This is a genomic window from Micromonospora sp. M61 (assembly GCF_018070245.1).
Classification (GTDB): domain Bacteria; phylum Actinomycetota; class Actinomycetes; order Mycobacteriales; family Micromonosporaceae; genus Micromonospora; species Micromonospora zamorensis.
In genome coordinates this window covers 1-16,003 of record NZ_JAGPYA010000008.1, presented here as the reverse complement: position 1 = coordinate 16,003, position 16,003 = coordinate 1, and the positions used below count along the sequence as shown (strand labels likewise).

The 16,003-nt window shown below is 71.9% G+C and carries 8 protein-coding genes, 1 tRNA gene and 2 pseudogenes; 9 read left to right on the top strand and 2 right to left on the bottom strand.

Translation table 11 applies throughout. From position 1 onward, the window contains the following. Positions 1-52 precede the first annotated feature (52 nt). The 4 genes and pseudogenes from KBX34_RS06850 (at position 53) to KBX34_RS06835 (ending at position 5,527) form a co-directional block, all read left to right on the top strand. A complete protein-coding gene (locus tag KBX34_RS06850) occupies positions 53-409 on the top strand; it encodes a hypothetical protein (protein WP_109817739.1) in 357 nt (118 codons plus the stop codon). Next, positions 406-1,881: a hypothetical protein gene (locus KBX34_RS06845; protein ID WP_210923834.1), complete on the top strand. Its 1,476-nt coding sequence runs from the start codon at positions 406-408 to the stop codon at positions 1,879-1,881. The genes KBX34_RS06850 and KBX34_RS06845 overlap by 4 nt, the downstream gene beginning before the upstream one ends. Before the next feature lie 114 nt (positions 1,882-1,995). Continuing rightward, a pseudogene (locus KBX34_RS06840) lies at positions 1,996-3,299 on the top strand (IS701 family transposase). A gap of 545 nt (positions 3,300-3,844) precedes the next feature. Then, the gene (locus tag KBX34_RS06835; RefSeq protein ID WP_210923832.1) at positions 3,845-5,527 is read left to right on the top strand and encodes a recombinase family protein; all 1,683 of its coding nucleotides are present in this window, start codon (positions 3,845-3,847) and stop codon (positions 5,525-5,527) included. Here KBX34_RS06835 and KBX34_RS06830 read toward each other — a convergent pair. Together KBX34_RS06830 and KBX34_RS06825 are read right to left on the bottom strand one after the other, a co-directional pair. Beyond that, a tRNA-Leu gene (locus KBX34_RS06830) sits at positions 5,509-5,592 on the bottom strand. The two genes, KBX34_RS06835 and KBX34_RS06830, sit on opposite strands and share 19 nt — an antisense overlap. 640 nt (positions 5,593-6,232) lie before the next feature. Beyond that, entirely contained in the window at positions 6,233-6,493 is a 261-nt protein-coding gene (locus KBX34_RS06825) for a hypothetical protein (RefSeq protein ID WP_210795778.1), read from the bottom strand. An 892-nt stretch (positions 6,494-7,385) separates the two neighbouring features. On the opposite strand from KBX34_RS06825, the gene KBX34_RS34380 reads away from it, so the two are divergent. The 5 genes and pseudogenes from KBX34_RS34380 to KBX34_RS06800 form a co-directional block, all read left to right on the top strand. Continuing rightward, a complete protein-coding gene (locus KBX34_RS34380; protein ID WP_210923830.1) occupies positions 7,386-8,537 on the top strand; it encodes a fibronectin type III domain-containing protein in 1,152 nt (383 codons plus the stop codon). Between the two features lie 161 nt (positions 8,538-8,698). After that, positions 8,699-11,330, top strand: a pseudogene (locus KBX34_RS06815) (fibronectin type III domain-containing protein). A 27-nt stretch (positions 11,331-11,357) separates the two neighbouring features. Then, positions 11,358-12,353, top strand: coding sequence for a MoxR family ATPase (locus KBX34_RS06810; protein WP_141910326.1), 996 nt, complete (start codon positions 11,358-11,360; stop codon positions 12,351-12,353). 14 nt (positions 12,354-12,367) lie between these two features. Then, positions 12,368-13,546, top strand: a complete 1,179-nt coding sequence (locus tag KBX34_RS06805; protein ID WP_210923829.1) for a DUF58 domain-containing protein — start codon at positions 12,368-12,370, stop codon at positions 13,544-13,546. Continuing rightward, positions 13,540-16,003, top strand: a 2,464-nt coding sequence (locus KBX34_RS06800) for a transglutaminaseTgpA domain-containing protein (RefSeq protein ID WP_307871339.1), incomplete at its 3' end; no start/stop codon positions are given. The genes KBX34_RS06805 and KBX34_RS06800, both read left to right, overlap by 7 nt.

Here is a 16,003-nt window from a genome sequence, read left to right as displayed (position 1 = left end):
ATCGGCGGTGCGACAGCATCGTAGTGACGATCACCCCCACGAAAGGCGACCGATGACGGTAGAGCAGTACTGGACCAAGACCGACGACGAGTTGTACGCCCTGCTGGGCGCCGAGCTTCTCGGTGAGGGCGTCGGCCTGTCACCGGAGGACGACGAGAGCCATCGGCGCTTCGGCAAGGAGTGGTTCAGTAACAAGCACCGGGAGCTGCAGCGCAAGGTCTGCCACGACGAGCGGATCCAGCCGTTGCTCGGCACGACCGGCTCCGACCGGCTCGTCGACGCGATCACCGTGGCCGAGACACTGCGGCTGCTCGATGACGCGTCGCTGCCGGCGATCGGCCTGGTCGCCGTACTGATCGCCCGGGTCGGCCTCGGCGAGTTCTGCCGCAACGCGCCTCAGCCCAGATGAGTACCGGCCCGGGCGCCCGGTCCATGGCCGAGATCCTGGCCACCAGGATCAGGAGCGACCGTGAGGATCAGCTGGAGGAAATGATCCAGCGGCTGACCGAGCTGGACGCGGCCGACGACCTCTCCCAGCTCGACGAGAACACCCGCGGCTGGCGGCAGAGCGAGTGGAGCGCCCGGCACGCCAACCCGGTCGACGGGCTGATGGCCGAGCTGATCGCCGAGGTGATGGCCGCCATGGCCGACCTGACCGACCGACCCGAGCGGCTCGCCCGGGTCTTCGTGGTCACCCTCAAACAGGAGAGTGTGGCGGCTCGCCTGCGGCAGCTGGCCGACGGCTCCGCGCTCGTCTACTTCTCCGACGCGACGTTAACCCTCTGCGGGCTCTACGCCGGCTGCGCGGCCGAGGGCCTGACCGGCCTCTATTCGGGAGGCCGCCTGCGCGACCTGTGGCGGGTGGCGCGGTCTGTCCGCGATCACCAGCGGTTGGGAGCTGACCCGGCCCTGCTCGGCGGTCTGCTGCGGTACTACCTGGTCAACCAGCGGATTCACGCACTCGCCGCCAAGCTGCGTCACCGCCTGACGTCATCGGCCGAGCCGCTCGGCGTCTGGCTCACCGCCCAGGCCGTGACGTTCGTGCTGGGTCACGAGATCGCCCACCATGTGCTCGACCACCGTCCCGCCACCAGCGACTCCCCGCCCGCCGACGACCTGTCCGCGTGCCCGCTGAGCGAGCAGCAGGAGTTTGAAGCGGATCTGCTCGGCTACCGGGCGGCCGTCCACGTCGGCCGGCGCGACGCCGCCCGGATACCGGCCGGCACCGGCATCGACCTTCCCGAGACCGGTGCCGCGCTGGGCGCGCTGATCGGGATGCTGGCGATCCACGTGACCGAACAGGGATTGTTCATCCGGCGCGGGCGCAGCCACCCGCCCGCTCCAGCCCGGGCCGCCCGGCTCCTGGACGAGTTCAGCGACCAGGTCCGCCGATTCGCCGAGCCGTTCCAGGCCGACCTGCTGCGAGCCACCCGTGACGCCGCCGACTTCTCGGCCTCAGGGCGTCCGTTCGACCTGGCCTGGTTTCACGCACAGCCGCAGGTCAGCACGCCGCTGCCGCTGCAGAACCTACAGACCGTCTCGATCCTGGACCGGTTCCAGTGCCGTACCAGGGAGGATCATGCTGCGGTGCTCGTCGGCATCGACGAGATCTCCCCGTTCTCGCTGGCCGCCGGCACCCGCGCGGGCCTGGCCGGTGATGCCCGGGCCGCCCTGCTCGGCTGGGGTGTGCCGGATGCCACGGCCGAGGAGATCTGTGCCCCGCACCGGGCGCTGGAGTTCTCCACGCTGGTCGCCAAGTTGCGGGCGGCGTTCGCGGCTCGGGGCGTACCCGAGAAGGCCCTGCTCGCGGGCAGTTTGGCCGGTGCCCAACTGCTAGCCCCGCTGTTGAGCCGAGGTGAGCACCCACCCGCCGAGATCTGACGTGCCGGTCAGCCCTTCCGGCTTCTTGCTCATCTGCTTCCACACCTTGCGCTGCTCGGCCATTGCGGCCGGGTCGTCGCGGCGCTCTTGCTAGTAATCCAGTGACACTTCGCGATCTTGTCGTGGCGGTGGCTGCAGCGCATCGCCGGCCGGTTCACCCGACCTGAACCACGGCTGGCCGCGCGAGCGTTCGTGGCGGGCTTGTTGTCACAGGCCGAACGTAAGACCTGCTGGCAGTTGGCGGAGCAGGCTGGGTACCGCGAGCCGGCGCCGTTGCAACGGCTACTGCGCACTGCCGTCTGGGACGCCGAGCAGGTCCTCGCCGATGTGCAGACGCTGCTGGTTGAGCGGCTCGGTGATCCGCACGGCGTGTTGACCCCGGACGAGACCGGCTTCGTCAAGCAGGGCGCCGCCTCCGTCGGGGTGCAACGGCAGTACACCGGCACCGCCGGACGTATCGAGAACAGCCAGGTCGCGGTGTTCCTCGCCTACGCCGGTGCTGGCGGCCAGGTGCTGCTGGACCGGCGGCTCTACCTGCCCGAACACACATGGTGCGCCGACACGTCTCGGCGCACGGCCGCAGACGTGCCCGACGACATCGGGTTCGCGACCAAACCCCGTCTGGCCCTGGACATGATTGACGCCGCGGTTCGAGCCGGGATCCCTGCCGGCTGGGTCACCGGTGACGAGGTCTATGGCGCCGACCCGGACCTGCGCGCTGACGTCCGCGCGCATGGCCTGGGCTATGTCCTGGCGATCGCCTGCAACCGGCGCGTTGCCGTCAACGACGGCCGCACACGGCTGCGCGCCGATGAGGTCGCCGCCCGACTCACCGCCGGCTGCTGGCAGCGCATGTCGGCTGGCGTCGGCGCGAAAGGTCCCCGCGACTACGACTGGGCGCAGGTCGTGATCGGCACCGGCGGCAACGAGTATCTGCTCGTCCGCCGGCACCCGCACACCGGCGAGCTCGCGTTCTACCTGTGCTGGTCACCACGCCGGGTGCCCTCGCAACACTGATCCGGGTCGCCGGCAGCCAATGGGCGGTCGAGGAATGTTTCCAGTGCGCCAAGAACGAAACCGGCCTGGACCACTATCAGGTCCGCGGCTGGACCGGCTGGCACCGCTTCACCGCCCTCGCGATGCTCGCCCTGGCCATCCTCGCCATCTGCGCCGGCACCCAGCCGGCGGAACCCGCCGACCCGACCCGGTCAGCCCGATCTGGCACCCCGATCCGGCTGACTCTGCCCGAGATCCGCCGCCCACTCAACACGCTCATGTTCACGCCAGCCCCGAACATCGAGCACGCTCTGCACTGGTCAGCCTGGCGCCGCATCCACAAAGCCGTCGCCCGACAAGCCCACTACCAGCGACGACTCACCCTCAGCGACATAGATCACGAAGTGTCACTGGAGTACTAGCGCACGCCCTGCTTAACCAGCGGCCGATGCCTCACGGCATCGGCCGCTTCTCTATGCCCTGACGCCAACCAGCTCCCGGAGGAACTCACCCATGACAACCCACCCAACCGCTACGGCGCCAACCAGCCACGCATCAAGGCACCACGCCTCGGAACCGCCTCGCAACGGCACCGGTGCTGCCACCGCCCACCCCGCGGCCGAGCCTCGGATGCGAGTAACCAAAGTCGCGACGCGGGCAACGCAAGAAGGTCGGCTTGCAGGTCGACCGCCGGACGGAGGCGCATGACGCAGCCATCCAGCGACCCGCACAAACGGCCATCACGCCCGAGGCCACGATCCGCGCCAGGCAGGCAACTTGACCGACCTAACGACGACAGCCCTTCATGGACGGTCGACAACGTCGACGGCGGCACCACCACGGGGGTTAGCAGTGTGGTGACTCCAGACCAACCACCCGATCTAAACCCTCAGGCGGCTGCCGCCTTACTAAAGCTGCTCACACACCTCAACGACCGCCACACCGAGCACTCAACGCAGGAGAACAGATGACCTCCCCCCAACCAAAGCCCTTCGCCTTCTATGGCCGCGTCTCCACCGAAGACAACCAAGACCCGGAATCGTCGCGAGGGTGGCAACTCACCCGAGCGACAGCACTCATCCAACCCCACGGCGGCCGCATCGTCACCGAGTACTTCGACGTGGGCCAGAGCCGCGCGCTGCCCTGGCAACGCCGAACCCAGGCCAACACTCTTCTCTCTGCGCTACGTAACCCCCGTCGCGGCTTCTCCGCCGTCGTTGTGGGGGAACCCCACCGGGCCTTCTACGGCAACCAGTTTGGTCTCACGGTGCCACTCTTCGCGCACTATGGCGTCGAACTCTGGGTACCCGAGATCGGCGGCCCCATCGACCCCGACAACGAGGCACACGAACTTGTCATGTCCGTCTTCGGCGGCATGAGCAAAGGCGAACGCAACCGCATCAAGCTGCGCGTCCGCACCGCCATGGCCGCCCAGACACTCCTGGAAGGCCGATACCTCGGCGGACGCCCGCCATACGGCTACACCCTGCGTGATCTCGGCCCTCACCCCAACCCCGCGAAGGCCGCCGACGGCAAACACCTCCGCGGGCTCACCCCGGATGCCCAGACCTCCCCCATCGTCCGCCGGATCTTCGACGAATTCCTCGCCGGCTACGGACTATTCGCCATCGCCGAAGGACTCACCGCCAACCAGGTGCCCTGCCCCTCGGCACACGACCGGGCCCGCAACAGACACCGCAGCGGCATCGCCTGGTCCAAAAGCGCCATCCGCGTCATCCTCACCAACCCCCGCTACACCGGCCGGCAGGTGTGGAACAAGCAACGCACCGACGAAGTCCTCCTCGACGTCGACGACGTCGCACTGGGTCACACCGGCGTCATGCGCTGGAACACCCGTGACAAATGGGTGGTCTCGAAAGAGATCACCCACCCACCCCTGATCGACGACGAGACCTTCGAGCAAGCGCAAGCCCTACTCACCCGTCGCGCAAAAGCCGTCGACCGTCAGGAGCGCCAACGCCGCGCCCGCAACCCCTACGTCTTCCGGGGGATGATCTACTGCGCCGTCTGTCAGCGACGCATGCAAGGCCAGTACAACCACGGCGCCGCCTACTACCGCTGCCGCTTCCCTCAGGAATACGCCCTGGCCAACGAGGTCGAACACCCCCGCAACGTCTACCTGCGCGAGGACGCCCTCACCGACCCGCTCGACGAGTGGCTGGCATCCGCGTTCACCCCGGACCACCTCGACCAAACGATCACCGCCATGTGCGACGCCCAGCCAACGGATCAACTGAGGCCACATACGGCCGCAGCACAGGCCACGATCGCGGCTTGTGACGCAAAGCTCGCCCAGTACCGGGCCGCCCTCGACGCCGGCGCAGATCCCGCACTAGTCACCGGTTGGATCACCCAAACCCAGGCCGAACGGACACGAGCCGAAGCTGATCTTCAAACGACCCAACGGACAGAGCCACGCCGGATGAGCCACTCCCAGATCGCCGACCTAGTCCGAGCGCTCGGCGACATCGTCGCCGTGCTGCGCGACGCCGACCCCGACGACAAAGCCGAGGTCTACCGGCAACTCGGACTCCGACTCACCTACCAGACCGAAACGCAAACGGTGCGCGCTGCAGTGGATCTCAGCGCGCACCGTGGGGTTATGGTTCGTGTCCGAGGGGGGACTTGAACCCCCACGCCCTATACGGGCACTAGCACCTCAAGCTAGCGCGTCTGCCATTCCGCCACCCGGACCTACACGTTGAGCCTACCTCGCCGACCAGATGATCTTTCCATCGGTAGTCGGCACGGCGGGCCGCACGGGGAGTTACTGTACACGCCGCTCGTGGATCATGCACATCGCCTTCCGGCGCCTCCGTTCCGACGCTTCCGCCCCTGTTCAGGCCGCCTGAAACGCCTCACGGACACGGCGCCCAGGCGTGTCCGGGTGGCGTTCGGTGGCCCTCTGACGGCAGCATTGCCGTGTGTCCCATCCCTCCCCTCTGGCAGCCGCCCAGCACCGGGCCCTCGCCCTGCGCGCTGCCGGCGACCTCAGCGCCGCCCGGCAGCTGCTCGCGGAGGCTGTCGGCTCCCCTCCCCCTCCGTACACCGATGATCACCCGGAGGTGCTGCACACCGCGCACCTGCTGGCACGGCTGCACCGCGAGGCGGACGATCCGCTCGCTTCCCGCCGGGTGTTGGAGGAGGCGTTCGCCGCGGGCGAGCGGCGGTGGGAGCACTCCGACCCGGTGCTGCTCGCGCTCGCTTTCGAGCTCGCCGAGGTAGCCGAAGAGCTCGGCAACCGGCACGAGGCCCGCCGCAACTACACCCGCGTCGCCACCGCCGGGCCCGCCGTGCTCGGGGAGCACCACCCGGTGGTACGCGCCGCCCGCGCCTACCTCGCCCCACCCGCCTCGGCGCCGACCGAGCAGCCCGGGCCACCGCCGACGCCCATCGCGGAGCCGGTCGGCACGGCGGCCGACGCCGGCCCCCACTCGGCGCTGTCCGGGCCGACGCTGTCGCTGGCGACCCTGGCCGCGATGCGACCCTCCGCTGGTGGCCAGGCCGCCACCAGCTCACCCTGGGCTCCGCCGGCCGCAACCCCTTCAGGGGTACGAGCACCCGCCGCACCCACCCCGCCCAGTAACGCCGCCACAGCGTCGCCTCAGGTTTCTCGGGTGCAGTCCGCACCCTCCTCGATCGCGCGGGCGCAGCCCGGTCCACGCACCGCCCCGACGGCGCCTGCCGCGCCAGGGCCGGCGCTTCGGCCCACGGACCAGCAGCCGTCCGAAACCGCGGTCCCCACGGTGGCGCCCCGCCGAGTCCTCGACCAGCAGCCACCGGGGCCGTCCCTGCCAGCGGTCGACACCCAGCCAGGGCCGAGGGCGGTAAGCCAGCCACCCGGGCAAAGGGTCGAGAGCCAGCCACCGCGGCCGAGGGCCGAGAGCCATCCGATCCCGTCGTCCGGTCAGCGGCCACCACACCGATCACCGTCCGGGCCCGCCACAGCGCCCCGTCAACGGGTCGGCGACGACCCGGCGGTCGACGCTTCCCACCGGCCATCGCGCGCAACCGCCCCGACCCCGGCCTCCCCGACGCCAGCATCCGGGCTGCCGGCGCCCCGCTGGGACGACCCGACGATCCAGGTACGGCAGATCGAACCGCTACTCGCCGAGGAGGCTGCCCGAACGGGAGTCAGGGCCACCGGGGCGAGCGCACCGGTCGACGCATCCGCTGCCCAGATTCTGAGCAGCCAATCCCCGAGCAGGAGTCACCCAGGGCCAACCCAGCCGGTCAGTGGAGCACCAGCCCACCCGATCAGCGCGCCGCCCATTGCTCCGCGGCCAGTGTCCGCACCACCGGCCCTCCCCCACCCGGTTTCGGGACCGCCGACCCACCCGGTCTCCGGACCACCGAGCCACCCCGTCTCCGCACCGGCCCACCCGGTTTCCGGGCCACCCGGGCACGCCGTCTCGGCGCCACCGGCCCACCCGGTCTCCGGACCCCCGGCGCACCCGGTATCCGGGCCACCTGGGCACACCTACCCCGTGTCCGCACCACCCGCGTTCGGCCAGCAGATCTCCGCGCCGCCGATGAGCGCGCCGCCCTTCCTCGCGCGCCCGCTGAGCGCGCCACCCGTCTCCGCGCCGCCGGTCAGCGCACCACCCGCACCGCCCTGGGGGTTGACCGCGCCACCGTGGAGCCGCACCGGCCCACCGCCAACTGCCGACGCCGGCGACGCTGGGCCGCACCCGACCGACGCGGAGCGCACCGGCGCGGACGGCGGTGAGTTCGGGCCGGACATCCTCGATGCCGCAATGGTGCCGACGCAGCGGGCCCGGGCCGCGGCGTCCGACCAGACCGAGGTCCTCCCGGCCGTCGCGCCCGGCAGTGGTCCGGCCAGGGATTTCGCCGGTTCGGCCCAGCCCGTCACGTCCCAGCCGACACCAGGCGCCCTTCAGCCGCACCCCGTCGAGCCGTCTCCGGCTGCCTGGTCACCGGGTGGGGGCAGCGCGCCGCCGCCGACCACGCCGCGACCGGCCCCGGAGTACCACCAGGGCCAGCAGCCGACCCAGGCGGAGCAGGACCAGTACCCGACGCAGGAGCACCGCCCGATCCAGGATCACCGGCCGTTCCAGGCGCCATACCCGGGTCAGCAGTACCACCACCCCGGACCGGACGCGTACCGGCCGGCGTACGCCGACGAGAGCGACTCGGCGGGCCGCAACCGTGCGACGCTGATCGGCGCGGTGGTCGCGGCCGGGGTGGCTGTCGTGGCGGTGGCCGGGCTGGGTGCGGTCGTGCTGACCCGCGACGACCCGCCGCCCGGGGGCAGCGCACCGACGGCGGTGGCGCCGACGGGGGCGGCACCGACGGCGGCCGGTCCTCCTCCGGGGGACCTGAAGCTTCGGGACAACTCGACCACCATCACGCTGACCTGGACGGATCCGTCCGGCGGCGCGGTGCCGTTCATGGTCGCCGCCGGACGTGCCGGGCAGGCGTTGGGCGTGATGGCCACCGTGGACCCGGGGAAGACCAGCTACACGGTCAACGGGTTGAACTCGCGAGTGGACCACTGCTTCACCGTGTTGGCGGTCTACTCCACTGACAGCTTTGCGACTTCGGGCCAGGTCTGCACGGCGCGGGAGCGCAGCACCCCGTCGAGCGGAAAGCCCTCAGGGCGGCCGTCGCCGAGCTGACACGAGCTGAGCTGGGCGTCCACAACGCACACGCTCGGTATCCACAGGGGTGACCGTGCGGGTTCCCCCGCCACCAGCAGCGCCATATGATGGCACCCGGCTCAGGGGAGGGGTCGCCGCGAGGCGCGCCACCTGCCACGACTCAGGGAAGGCAGCCGGCTGTGGCCAGCATGGACGACGCCGTACGGACCGACGCCCCCCGCTTCCGGTCCCGGTTTCGCGGCGGGCTGGTGACCATCGGCACGGTGACCGCGCTGCTGGCCGCCATGGGGCTGACCGTCCTCGGGTTGGGCGCGGCGGACAACGCGGTGGCCAACTACGACGCGAGTTCCTGGCTGTGGAGCGCGGCGCGCAGTGAGCTGGCCCGGGTCAACGGGGTCACCGCCCGGGTGGTGGACGACCCGCACCGAGATCCCCGCCGCCCGCCAGCACCCGATGCAGGTGACCCAGACCGATCGGCTGCTGATCCTGCGTGACCTGCAGACCGGGCAGGTCAGCTCTCTGGACCTGGCGACCCTGCAACTGACCGCGACCACCCGCACGACCCCTGGCCTGGGCGTGAGCGTGGCCCTGCACGAGGACGCGGCGTTCATCGTCGACGCCGTGCAGGGCATCGTTCGGCAACTCGACCCGCGGTCGCTGTCTCCGGTCGGTGAGCCGGTGCGCTACCCGCCGGGCATCACCGGCGGCACCTTCGACGGTACGGGCCGGCTGTGGATCGCGGTCCCCAGCCAGGGCACTGTCTCGGCGATCACCGCCGCCAAACTGCCGTCCGCTCCGGCCTCGGCGGCCTCACCCGGTGCCGGGCTCCGGCCGGAGCGTGTCGACTCGTACGACGTCGCCGAGGCCAGCCACGAGTTACAGGTTTCCACCCTGGACGACGGGGTGGCGGTGCTCGACCGTACGGCCGGCAAGCTGGTGCGGGTGCAGAGCGGCAAGGTCCACCCGACGCAGTTGACGCTGTCCGGTCCGGCGGCACTGCCCTCGCACACCAGTGGCTCCCGGGTCCCGGTCACCATGCCCGCCGACCGGCGGGTGCTGGTGGTGGGTGACGGTGGTGAGGAGAGGGCGTTCACCGTGCCGGGCGAGGGCGACCGACTCAGCCCGGCGGTGGCCTGGGCGGACCGGTTCTACTGCGCCGACGAGGCGACCGGCACCATCTACGCCTTCGACGGGGGCGGTCAGCTGGTCGAGACCATCGGCGGGCGGGCGAACGGCCCGCTGGAGCTGGAGGTCCGGGAAAATCACCTGTTCATCAACTCCCCCGACTCGGCGACCGCCCGGGTGGTGGACGACAAGCACCAGGTGCGCGAGGTCAACAAGTACGCCAACGACGTGCTCGGCGGCGATCCGCCTCCGGTTGCCCCACCGCCGCCCCCGCCGAAGAAGCCCCGGGTGGGCAAGCCGAGCGCGCCGCGCAGCGTCACCGCCGCCGCCGGCAACGCGCAGGCGCGGGTGAGCTGGCGGCCGGCAGCCGCCAACGGCGCCGAGATCATCAAGTACGTGGTGGAGGGCGCCGGCCAGCGCCTTCAGGTGGGCGCCAACCAGCGTGCGGTGGAGGTCAAGGGCCTCACCAACGGTGAGACGTACCGGTTCGCGGTGCACGCTGTCAACGCCAAGGGCGACGGTCCGCCGCGCAACAGCAATCCGGTGACCCCGACCGCCGCGGTGCCTGATCCGCCGGCGAGCGTCACCGCCCAGGAGCGGCCGGACGGCACGGTCCTGGTGAAGTGGCCGGCCGCGAACGGGCAGGGCAACAAGATCGCGAGGTACGCGGTGACGGCCAGTTCGGCGGGGACGAACGCCCCGGCTGGCGAGGCGACGAAGACGGAGCTGGTGGTGCCGGCCGGTGAGCTGGAGTTCGGCACCCAGTACGCGTTCACCGTGGTGGCGGTCAACGACAAGGGCGCGGGGTCGGCGGCGTCGCCGGTCAGCAACACGGTGGTGCCTTTCGCGGCGCCCGGTCGGCCGCTCGACCTGCGCGCCGGCACGGTTGCCAACCAGCCGGGTGCGGTCACGGTGCAGTGGGCGCCAGCCGAGGCCAACGGTCGGCCGGTGACGAAATACCTGGTGGATGTCGGCGGGCGCGCCAGCGAGGTGACCGACACCCGCACGACCGTCACCGGGCTGGGCAACGGCCAGAACGTGACGGTGAAGGTGAAGGCGGTCAACGAGGCAGGGCCCGGCCCGGAGGCCACCGCCACCGCGCGTACGGTCGCCGAACCACGCGTCACGGTGACCGGCTCGTCGTCGACCGCCACCTCGGCGACGGTGACGTTCACAGTGGACGCCGGCGGCGGTCAGGCCACCTGTTCGGTGAGCACGCCGGGTGAGCCGGCGAAGGCCGGGGCGTGCTCCAGCATCACGGTGCCGGGCTTGGCGCCGGGCACCAACTACACGTTCACGGTGACGGCGACCAACGCCGCCGGTAAGGGCACGGCGACGCGGGCGCAGGCCACGCCGTCGCTGTACGGAATCGCGACCTGCAACAACGGGTCCGACGGTGACCAGCGCACCTACTGCGACAGGGAAGTTGACGGCCGCAACGGCAACGAGGTCTTCAAGGTGACCCGGCAGGACAACGACCAGCAGGCCGGTTGGGCGAAGCCCGGCACCCGGCTGAAGGCGTACTGCAAGAAGTCCGGCGAGGACGTCGACTCCTACGTCTACAACAACCACAAGCGCAGCACCTGGTGGGTGCAGGTCGACTTCAACGGGAAGAAGAACTACATCCCGTGGGCCTGGCTCAACCTGGAGGGCGGCGACAACATCAATGTCCTGCCCACCTGCTGAACCACCAGGCAAGGAGCACCGCCGACCGTGAACACCCACGAGCCGCTCACCCAACCGGAGGTCCAGGGCTTCGCGGCCCTGGCCGCCCGGCTGGCCGAGAACGTCAACGCGGTGGTGCTCGGCAAACCGCAGGTGGTTCGGCTGGCGCTGACCGCGCTCTTCGCGCAGGGTCACGTGCTTTTGGAGGACGTGCCCGGGGTCGGTAAGACGACCCTGGCGCGGGCCATCGCCGCCACGGTGAAGGGTGAGTGGCGGCGCATCCAGTTCACCCCCGACCTGCTCCCCTCGGACGTGTCCGGGGTGACGATCTTCAACCAGGCGACCCGGGACTTCGAGTTCCATCCGGGGCCGGTCTTCGCCAACATCGTCATCGCCGACGAGATCAACCGGGCTTCACCGAAGACCCAGTCGGCTCTGCTGGAGGTGATGGAGGAACGCACCGTCACCGTGGACGGGGTCCGGCACCCGGTGCCGTCGCCGTTCCTGGTGGTGGCCACCCAGAACCCGGTGGAGATGGACGGCACCTACCGGCTTCCCGAGGCGCAGTTGGACCGTTTCCTGGTGAAGCTGTCCGTGGGCTACCCGGACGAGGCGGTGGAGGTCGAGGTGCTGCGCGGCGCGACGGTGCGCTCCCCCGAGGCGCTCGCCCCGGTCACCGACACCGCCACCGTCGGGGAGATGGTCCGGATGGCCCTACGGGTGCACATCGCCGAGCCGCTCTACGCGTACGCGGTCCGGCTGGCCGCCGCGACCCGCACCCACCCGCAGGTGCGGGTCGGGGTCAGTCCCCGGGGTGTGATCGCGTTGACCCGCGCGGCGTGCTCGTACGCGCTGATCGACGGGCGGGGCTGGATCATGCCGGAGGACCTGAAGGCGCTCGTCGAGGCGGTGTTCGCGCATCGGCTGCTGCTCACGCCGGACGCCCAGGTGCGCGGTGTGACCGCCGGGGAGGTGCTGCGCCAGGCCGTCGCCTCGGTGCCGGTGCCTCTGCCGTCGGGGCAGCCAGCTCCGGTGCAGGGCTGACCGGCAGCAGCGGCATGGGGATCACCGCCCGCGGGGTCGGGCTGCTCGTCGCCGCCGTCGTCCTGCTGGGGGTGGGTTTCCGGTTCGCGTACCCCGAGTTGACGTTGCTCGGCGCGGCGGCCGGCGCGGCCGTCGGCTACGCCGCACTGGTCGCGGCCTGGCGGCCCCGGTTGACGGTGACCCGCCTGGCCGACCCGGATCGGGTGGCGCGCGGAGAGCCGGCGAGCATGACGTTGACAGTGCGCAACTCCGGCCGGTTGCGGTCGGCGAACCTGCTGGCCGAGGACCGGTGCGGGGACCGCACCGTGCCGGTGCCGGTGCTGCGCCTGCGTCCGGGCCGGGACACCGAGGTCCGCTACGACGTGCCGACACACCGACGTGGGGTGGTGCCGGTCGGGCCGCTGCGGGTGACCCGACGCGACCCGCTGGGGTTGGTGGCGCTGGCCCGCCCGTACGGCGCGACTGTGCCGGTCTGGGTGTACCCCCGGGTCCACCCGCTGTCGGCGGTGCCCACCGGCGCGGGGCGCAGCCTCGACGGCCGGGTGGACGGGGTCCCCCACGGGTCGATCACGTTCGACTCGCTGCGGGAGTACGTGGTGGGTGACGAGTTGCGCCGGGTGCACTGGCGGACCAGCGCCCGGGTGGGTGAGCTGATGGTGCGGGAGAACGTGGACACCAGCCTGCCCCGCCTGGTCGTCCTGCTGGACAATCGCGCCACCGCCCATCCGGAGCGGGTGGGTGGGGTGGTGGAGTCGTTCGAGTCGGCCTGCGAGGCGGCGGCGTCGATCGTCACCGCCGCGCACCGCGCGGACCTGCCGGTGGTGTTGCTGTTCGCCGCCGCGGAGCCGGCCCCGCCGGTGACATCCGGCGGGGAGGTGGACGGGGGCGGCGCGCTCGGGCCGTTGGACCGGCTCGCCGCCGCCGGGTTGTCGAGCGACGACGACGCGGTCCGCGCGGCCACCACCCGTCTGCGTCAGGACCGGCTCGGCGACACGCTGATCTTCCTGACCGGCCCGGGTGGCCGGAGCGAGTTAGGGCACGTGGGGGCGCTGCGGGGGGCGTACCCCTCGGTGGTGGTCGGGGTCTTCGGCGCGGCCGAGCCGACGCCGCCGGGCGCGGCCGGCCTGGTGGTGGTCGACGCGGCGGACGGCGCGCAGTTCGCCGCCGAGTGGGACGGGGTACGCCGGTGGTGACGCGCCTCGTGCGGGTGCTGCGGGCGGCCGCCGTCCCGGTGGCGCTGATCGGGTTGACCGCGCTCGCCGGGGTGGTGCTGGGCCGGGTGTACGCGGGTGACCTGCTGACCCGGCTGGTCATCGGCGCGGCGGTCGGTTCGGTGCTGGTCAGTGTCGCCACCCGGCGGCTGCCGTCCTGGCTGGTGGCGCCGCTGTCGGTGGCCGCGATGGCCGGTTGGACGCTCTGGTCGCTGCGGCTGGCCGCCAACCACGCCGAGCTTCCTGGTGGCCTGTTGGAGGTCACCGCGGACGCCGCTCGCAACGGCATCCCGCGGCTGCTCACCGCGATGATTCCGGTGGAGCCCGCACCGGACACCGTGCTCGTGCCCGTCGTCGCCGCCTGGCTGGCCGGGCTGGCCGGAGCGGAGGTGGCGCTGCGCGCCGGCCGGGTGCTGCTGGGTTACCTGCCGCCGGCCGGGCTCTACGCCGCCGCCCTCTACGCGGTCGGCCCGAACGCCGAACCGGCGGTCGGGGCGACGGTGGCGTTCGTCGCGGTCGCGGCGCTCGGCCTGGCGAGCCCGCCCAGCACGACAACGGCCGGCGACGATCCCGCCGCCAGCCTGACTCCCCGGGTACGCGCGGCGGTGCGGCTTCGGCTGGCCACCAGCGCGGCGCTCGGGGTGGCCCTGGTGGTCGGGTTGGTCGCGGTGCTCGGCCCGGTCGTCGCCGGTCAGGTCGACGGCCGACCGGTGGACCCGCGCCGGTACGTGGAGCCGCCGCAGGTGCAGACGCTCGACGAGAACCCGCTGATCCGGATCTCCGGCTGGGCGCTGCACCCGGAGCAGAAGCTCCTCGACGTGAGCACGGAACGCTCCGGCGCGCCGGTTCCGCCGTCCGACGACGCCTCGCCGGAGCCGGAGCCGGGCGCCTCCTCGGGGCCGGCGGACACCAGTGGCGGTGTGCGGATCCGGTTGGCGGTGCTCAGCGACTACGACGGGGTGACCTGGCGGGTCGGCGCGACGTACCGCAACGCCGGTCGGATCCTGCCGGCTGCCACGCCACCCCGGGACAGCAGTGTGGGAACGGTCCGTCAGCAGATCACCGTGGCGGAGCTGAGCGGTCGGCTGCTGCCCGCCGTGGCGACGCCTCAGGAGGTCAGTGGTGCACGGGTGGCGTACGACCCGGCGAGCGGGACGCTGATCCGGCCGGAGGGGCTGACGCCGGGGCTGCGGTACGCGGTGACCTCTGCCGAGGAACACCCCGACTCGAACCTGTTGGCCACCGCCAACGTGCCCGCCGGCGATGAGGTGGCCCGTGTGCTGCGGGTCGCCGACGGGGTGCCCGACCCGATGCGCCGGCTGGCCGCGCAACTCGCCGAGGAGAACGGCGCGCCGTTCGCGCGGGCTTTGGCGATCGAGCAGTTCCTGGCCGAGCACTACCGGGTGGCGGCGGACGCGCCGAGCGGGCACGCGTACCCGAATCTGAGTTTCTTCCTCTTCGGGCCGCGTAACGGCGGCGGGCAGGAGGGCACCTCGGAGCAGTTCGCGGCGGCGTTCGCGGTGCTCGGTCGGCTCTCCGGCCTGCCGACCCGGGTGGTGGTGGGCTTCCGCGCCGGTGGGCAGGGGCCGGTGCTGGCCGGTGACGCGTACGCGTGGCCCGAGGTGCTCTTCGACGGGTTGGGGTGGGTGTCGTTCGACCCGCTGCCGCGTCCGAAGAGCGAACCTCGGCCGGTCGAGGAGGATTTCCGGCCGACACCGGAGGATCCGCCACCGTCGGAGGCGCCGGCACCCACTGTGGAGCCGAGCGCCTCGCCGGAGCCGGTGGCCGCCCCGGGCGGGCCGCCCAGCTCTGGCCGGCCGTCCACAGTGGTGCTCGTCGGCGCCGGCAGCGGTGGCCTACTGCTGCTGGTGGGGGCGCTGCTGCTCACCCTGCTGGCGATGCGCCGCTCGCTCACCCGTACCCGCCTCGTCCAGGGTGACCCCGGTCAACGCATCGCCGGCGCCTGGCGGGAGGTCACCGACGCGCTCCGGCTGGCCGGTCGACCGGTCGGCGACGACCTGGCCGCCACCGAGGTGGCCCGGCACGCCCGCCAGGCCCTCGCCGAAGCCCGAGCAAGAGCGAGCGGAGGCAACGCGACCGACAGCACCGCCACCGGCGAAGGCCCAACCGGCAAGGGCGCGACCGGAGGCGGCCCAACCCACAGCGGCATTACCGGGAGCACCGCAACCGGCAGCGGCACTACCGGCAAAGGCGCAACCGGCGATGATCCGGCCGTCGACGAGCTGGCGGCGCTGCTCAATCGGGTGGGCTTCGCCCCCGACGCCGCGGCGGCCGACCAGGCGGCCCGCGCCGCCGAAGTTGCCACGGCCTATGTCGCCAACCTGCGCTCCGCCCGCCCCTGGTGGCGCCGCCTGCTCTGGTCCATCCACCCATCCCCCCTCCACTCCACCGAGCCCGCCAGTCCCGCCACCCCAACTA

Coding starts and splice junctions, on each gene's coding strand:
- KBX34_RS06850 (WP_109817739.1), top strand. CDS start 53: ATGACGGTAGAGCAGTACTGGACCAAGACCGACGACGAGTTGTACGCC.
- KBX34_RS06845 (WP_210923834.1), top strand. CDS start 406: ATGAGTACCGGCCCGGGCGCCCGGTCCATGGCCGAGATCCTGGCCACC.
- KBX34_RS06835 (WP_210923832.1), top strand. CDS start 3,845: ATGACCTCCCCCCAACCAAAGCCCTTCGCCTTCTATGGCCGCGTCTCC.
- KBX34_RS06805 (WP_210923829.1), top strand. CDS start 12,368: ATGGGGATCACCGCCCGCGGGGTCGGGCTGCTCGTCGCCGCCGTCGTC.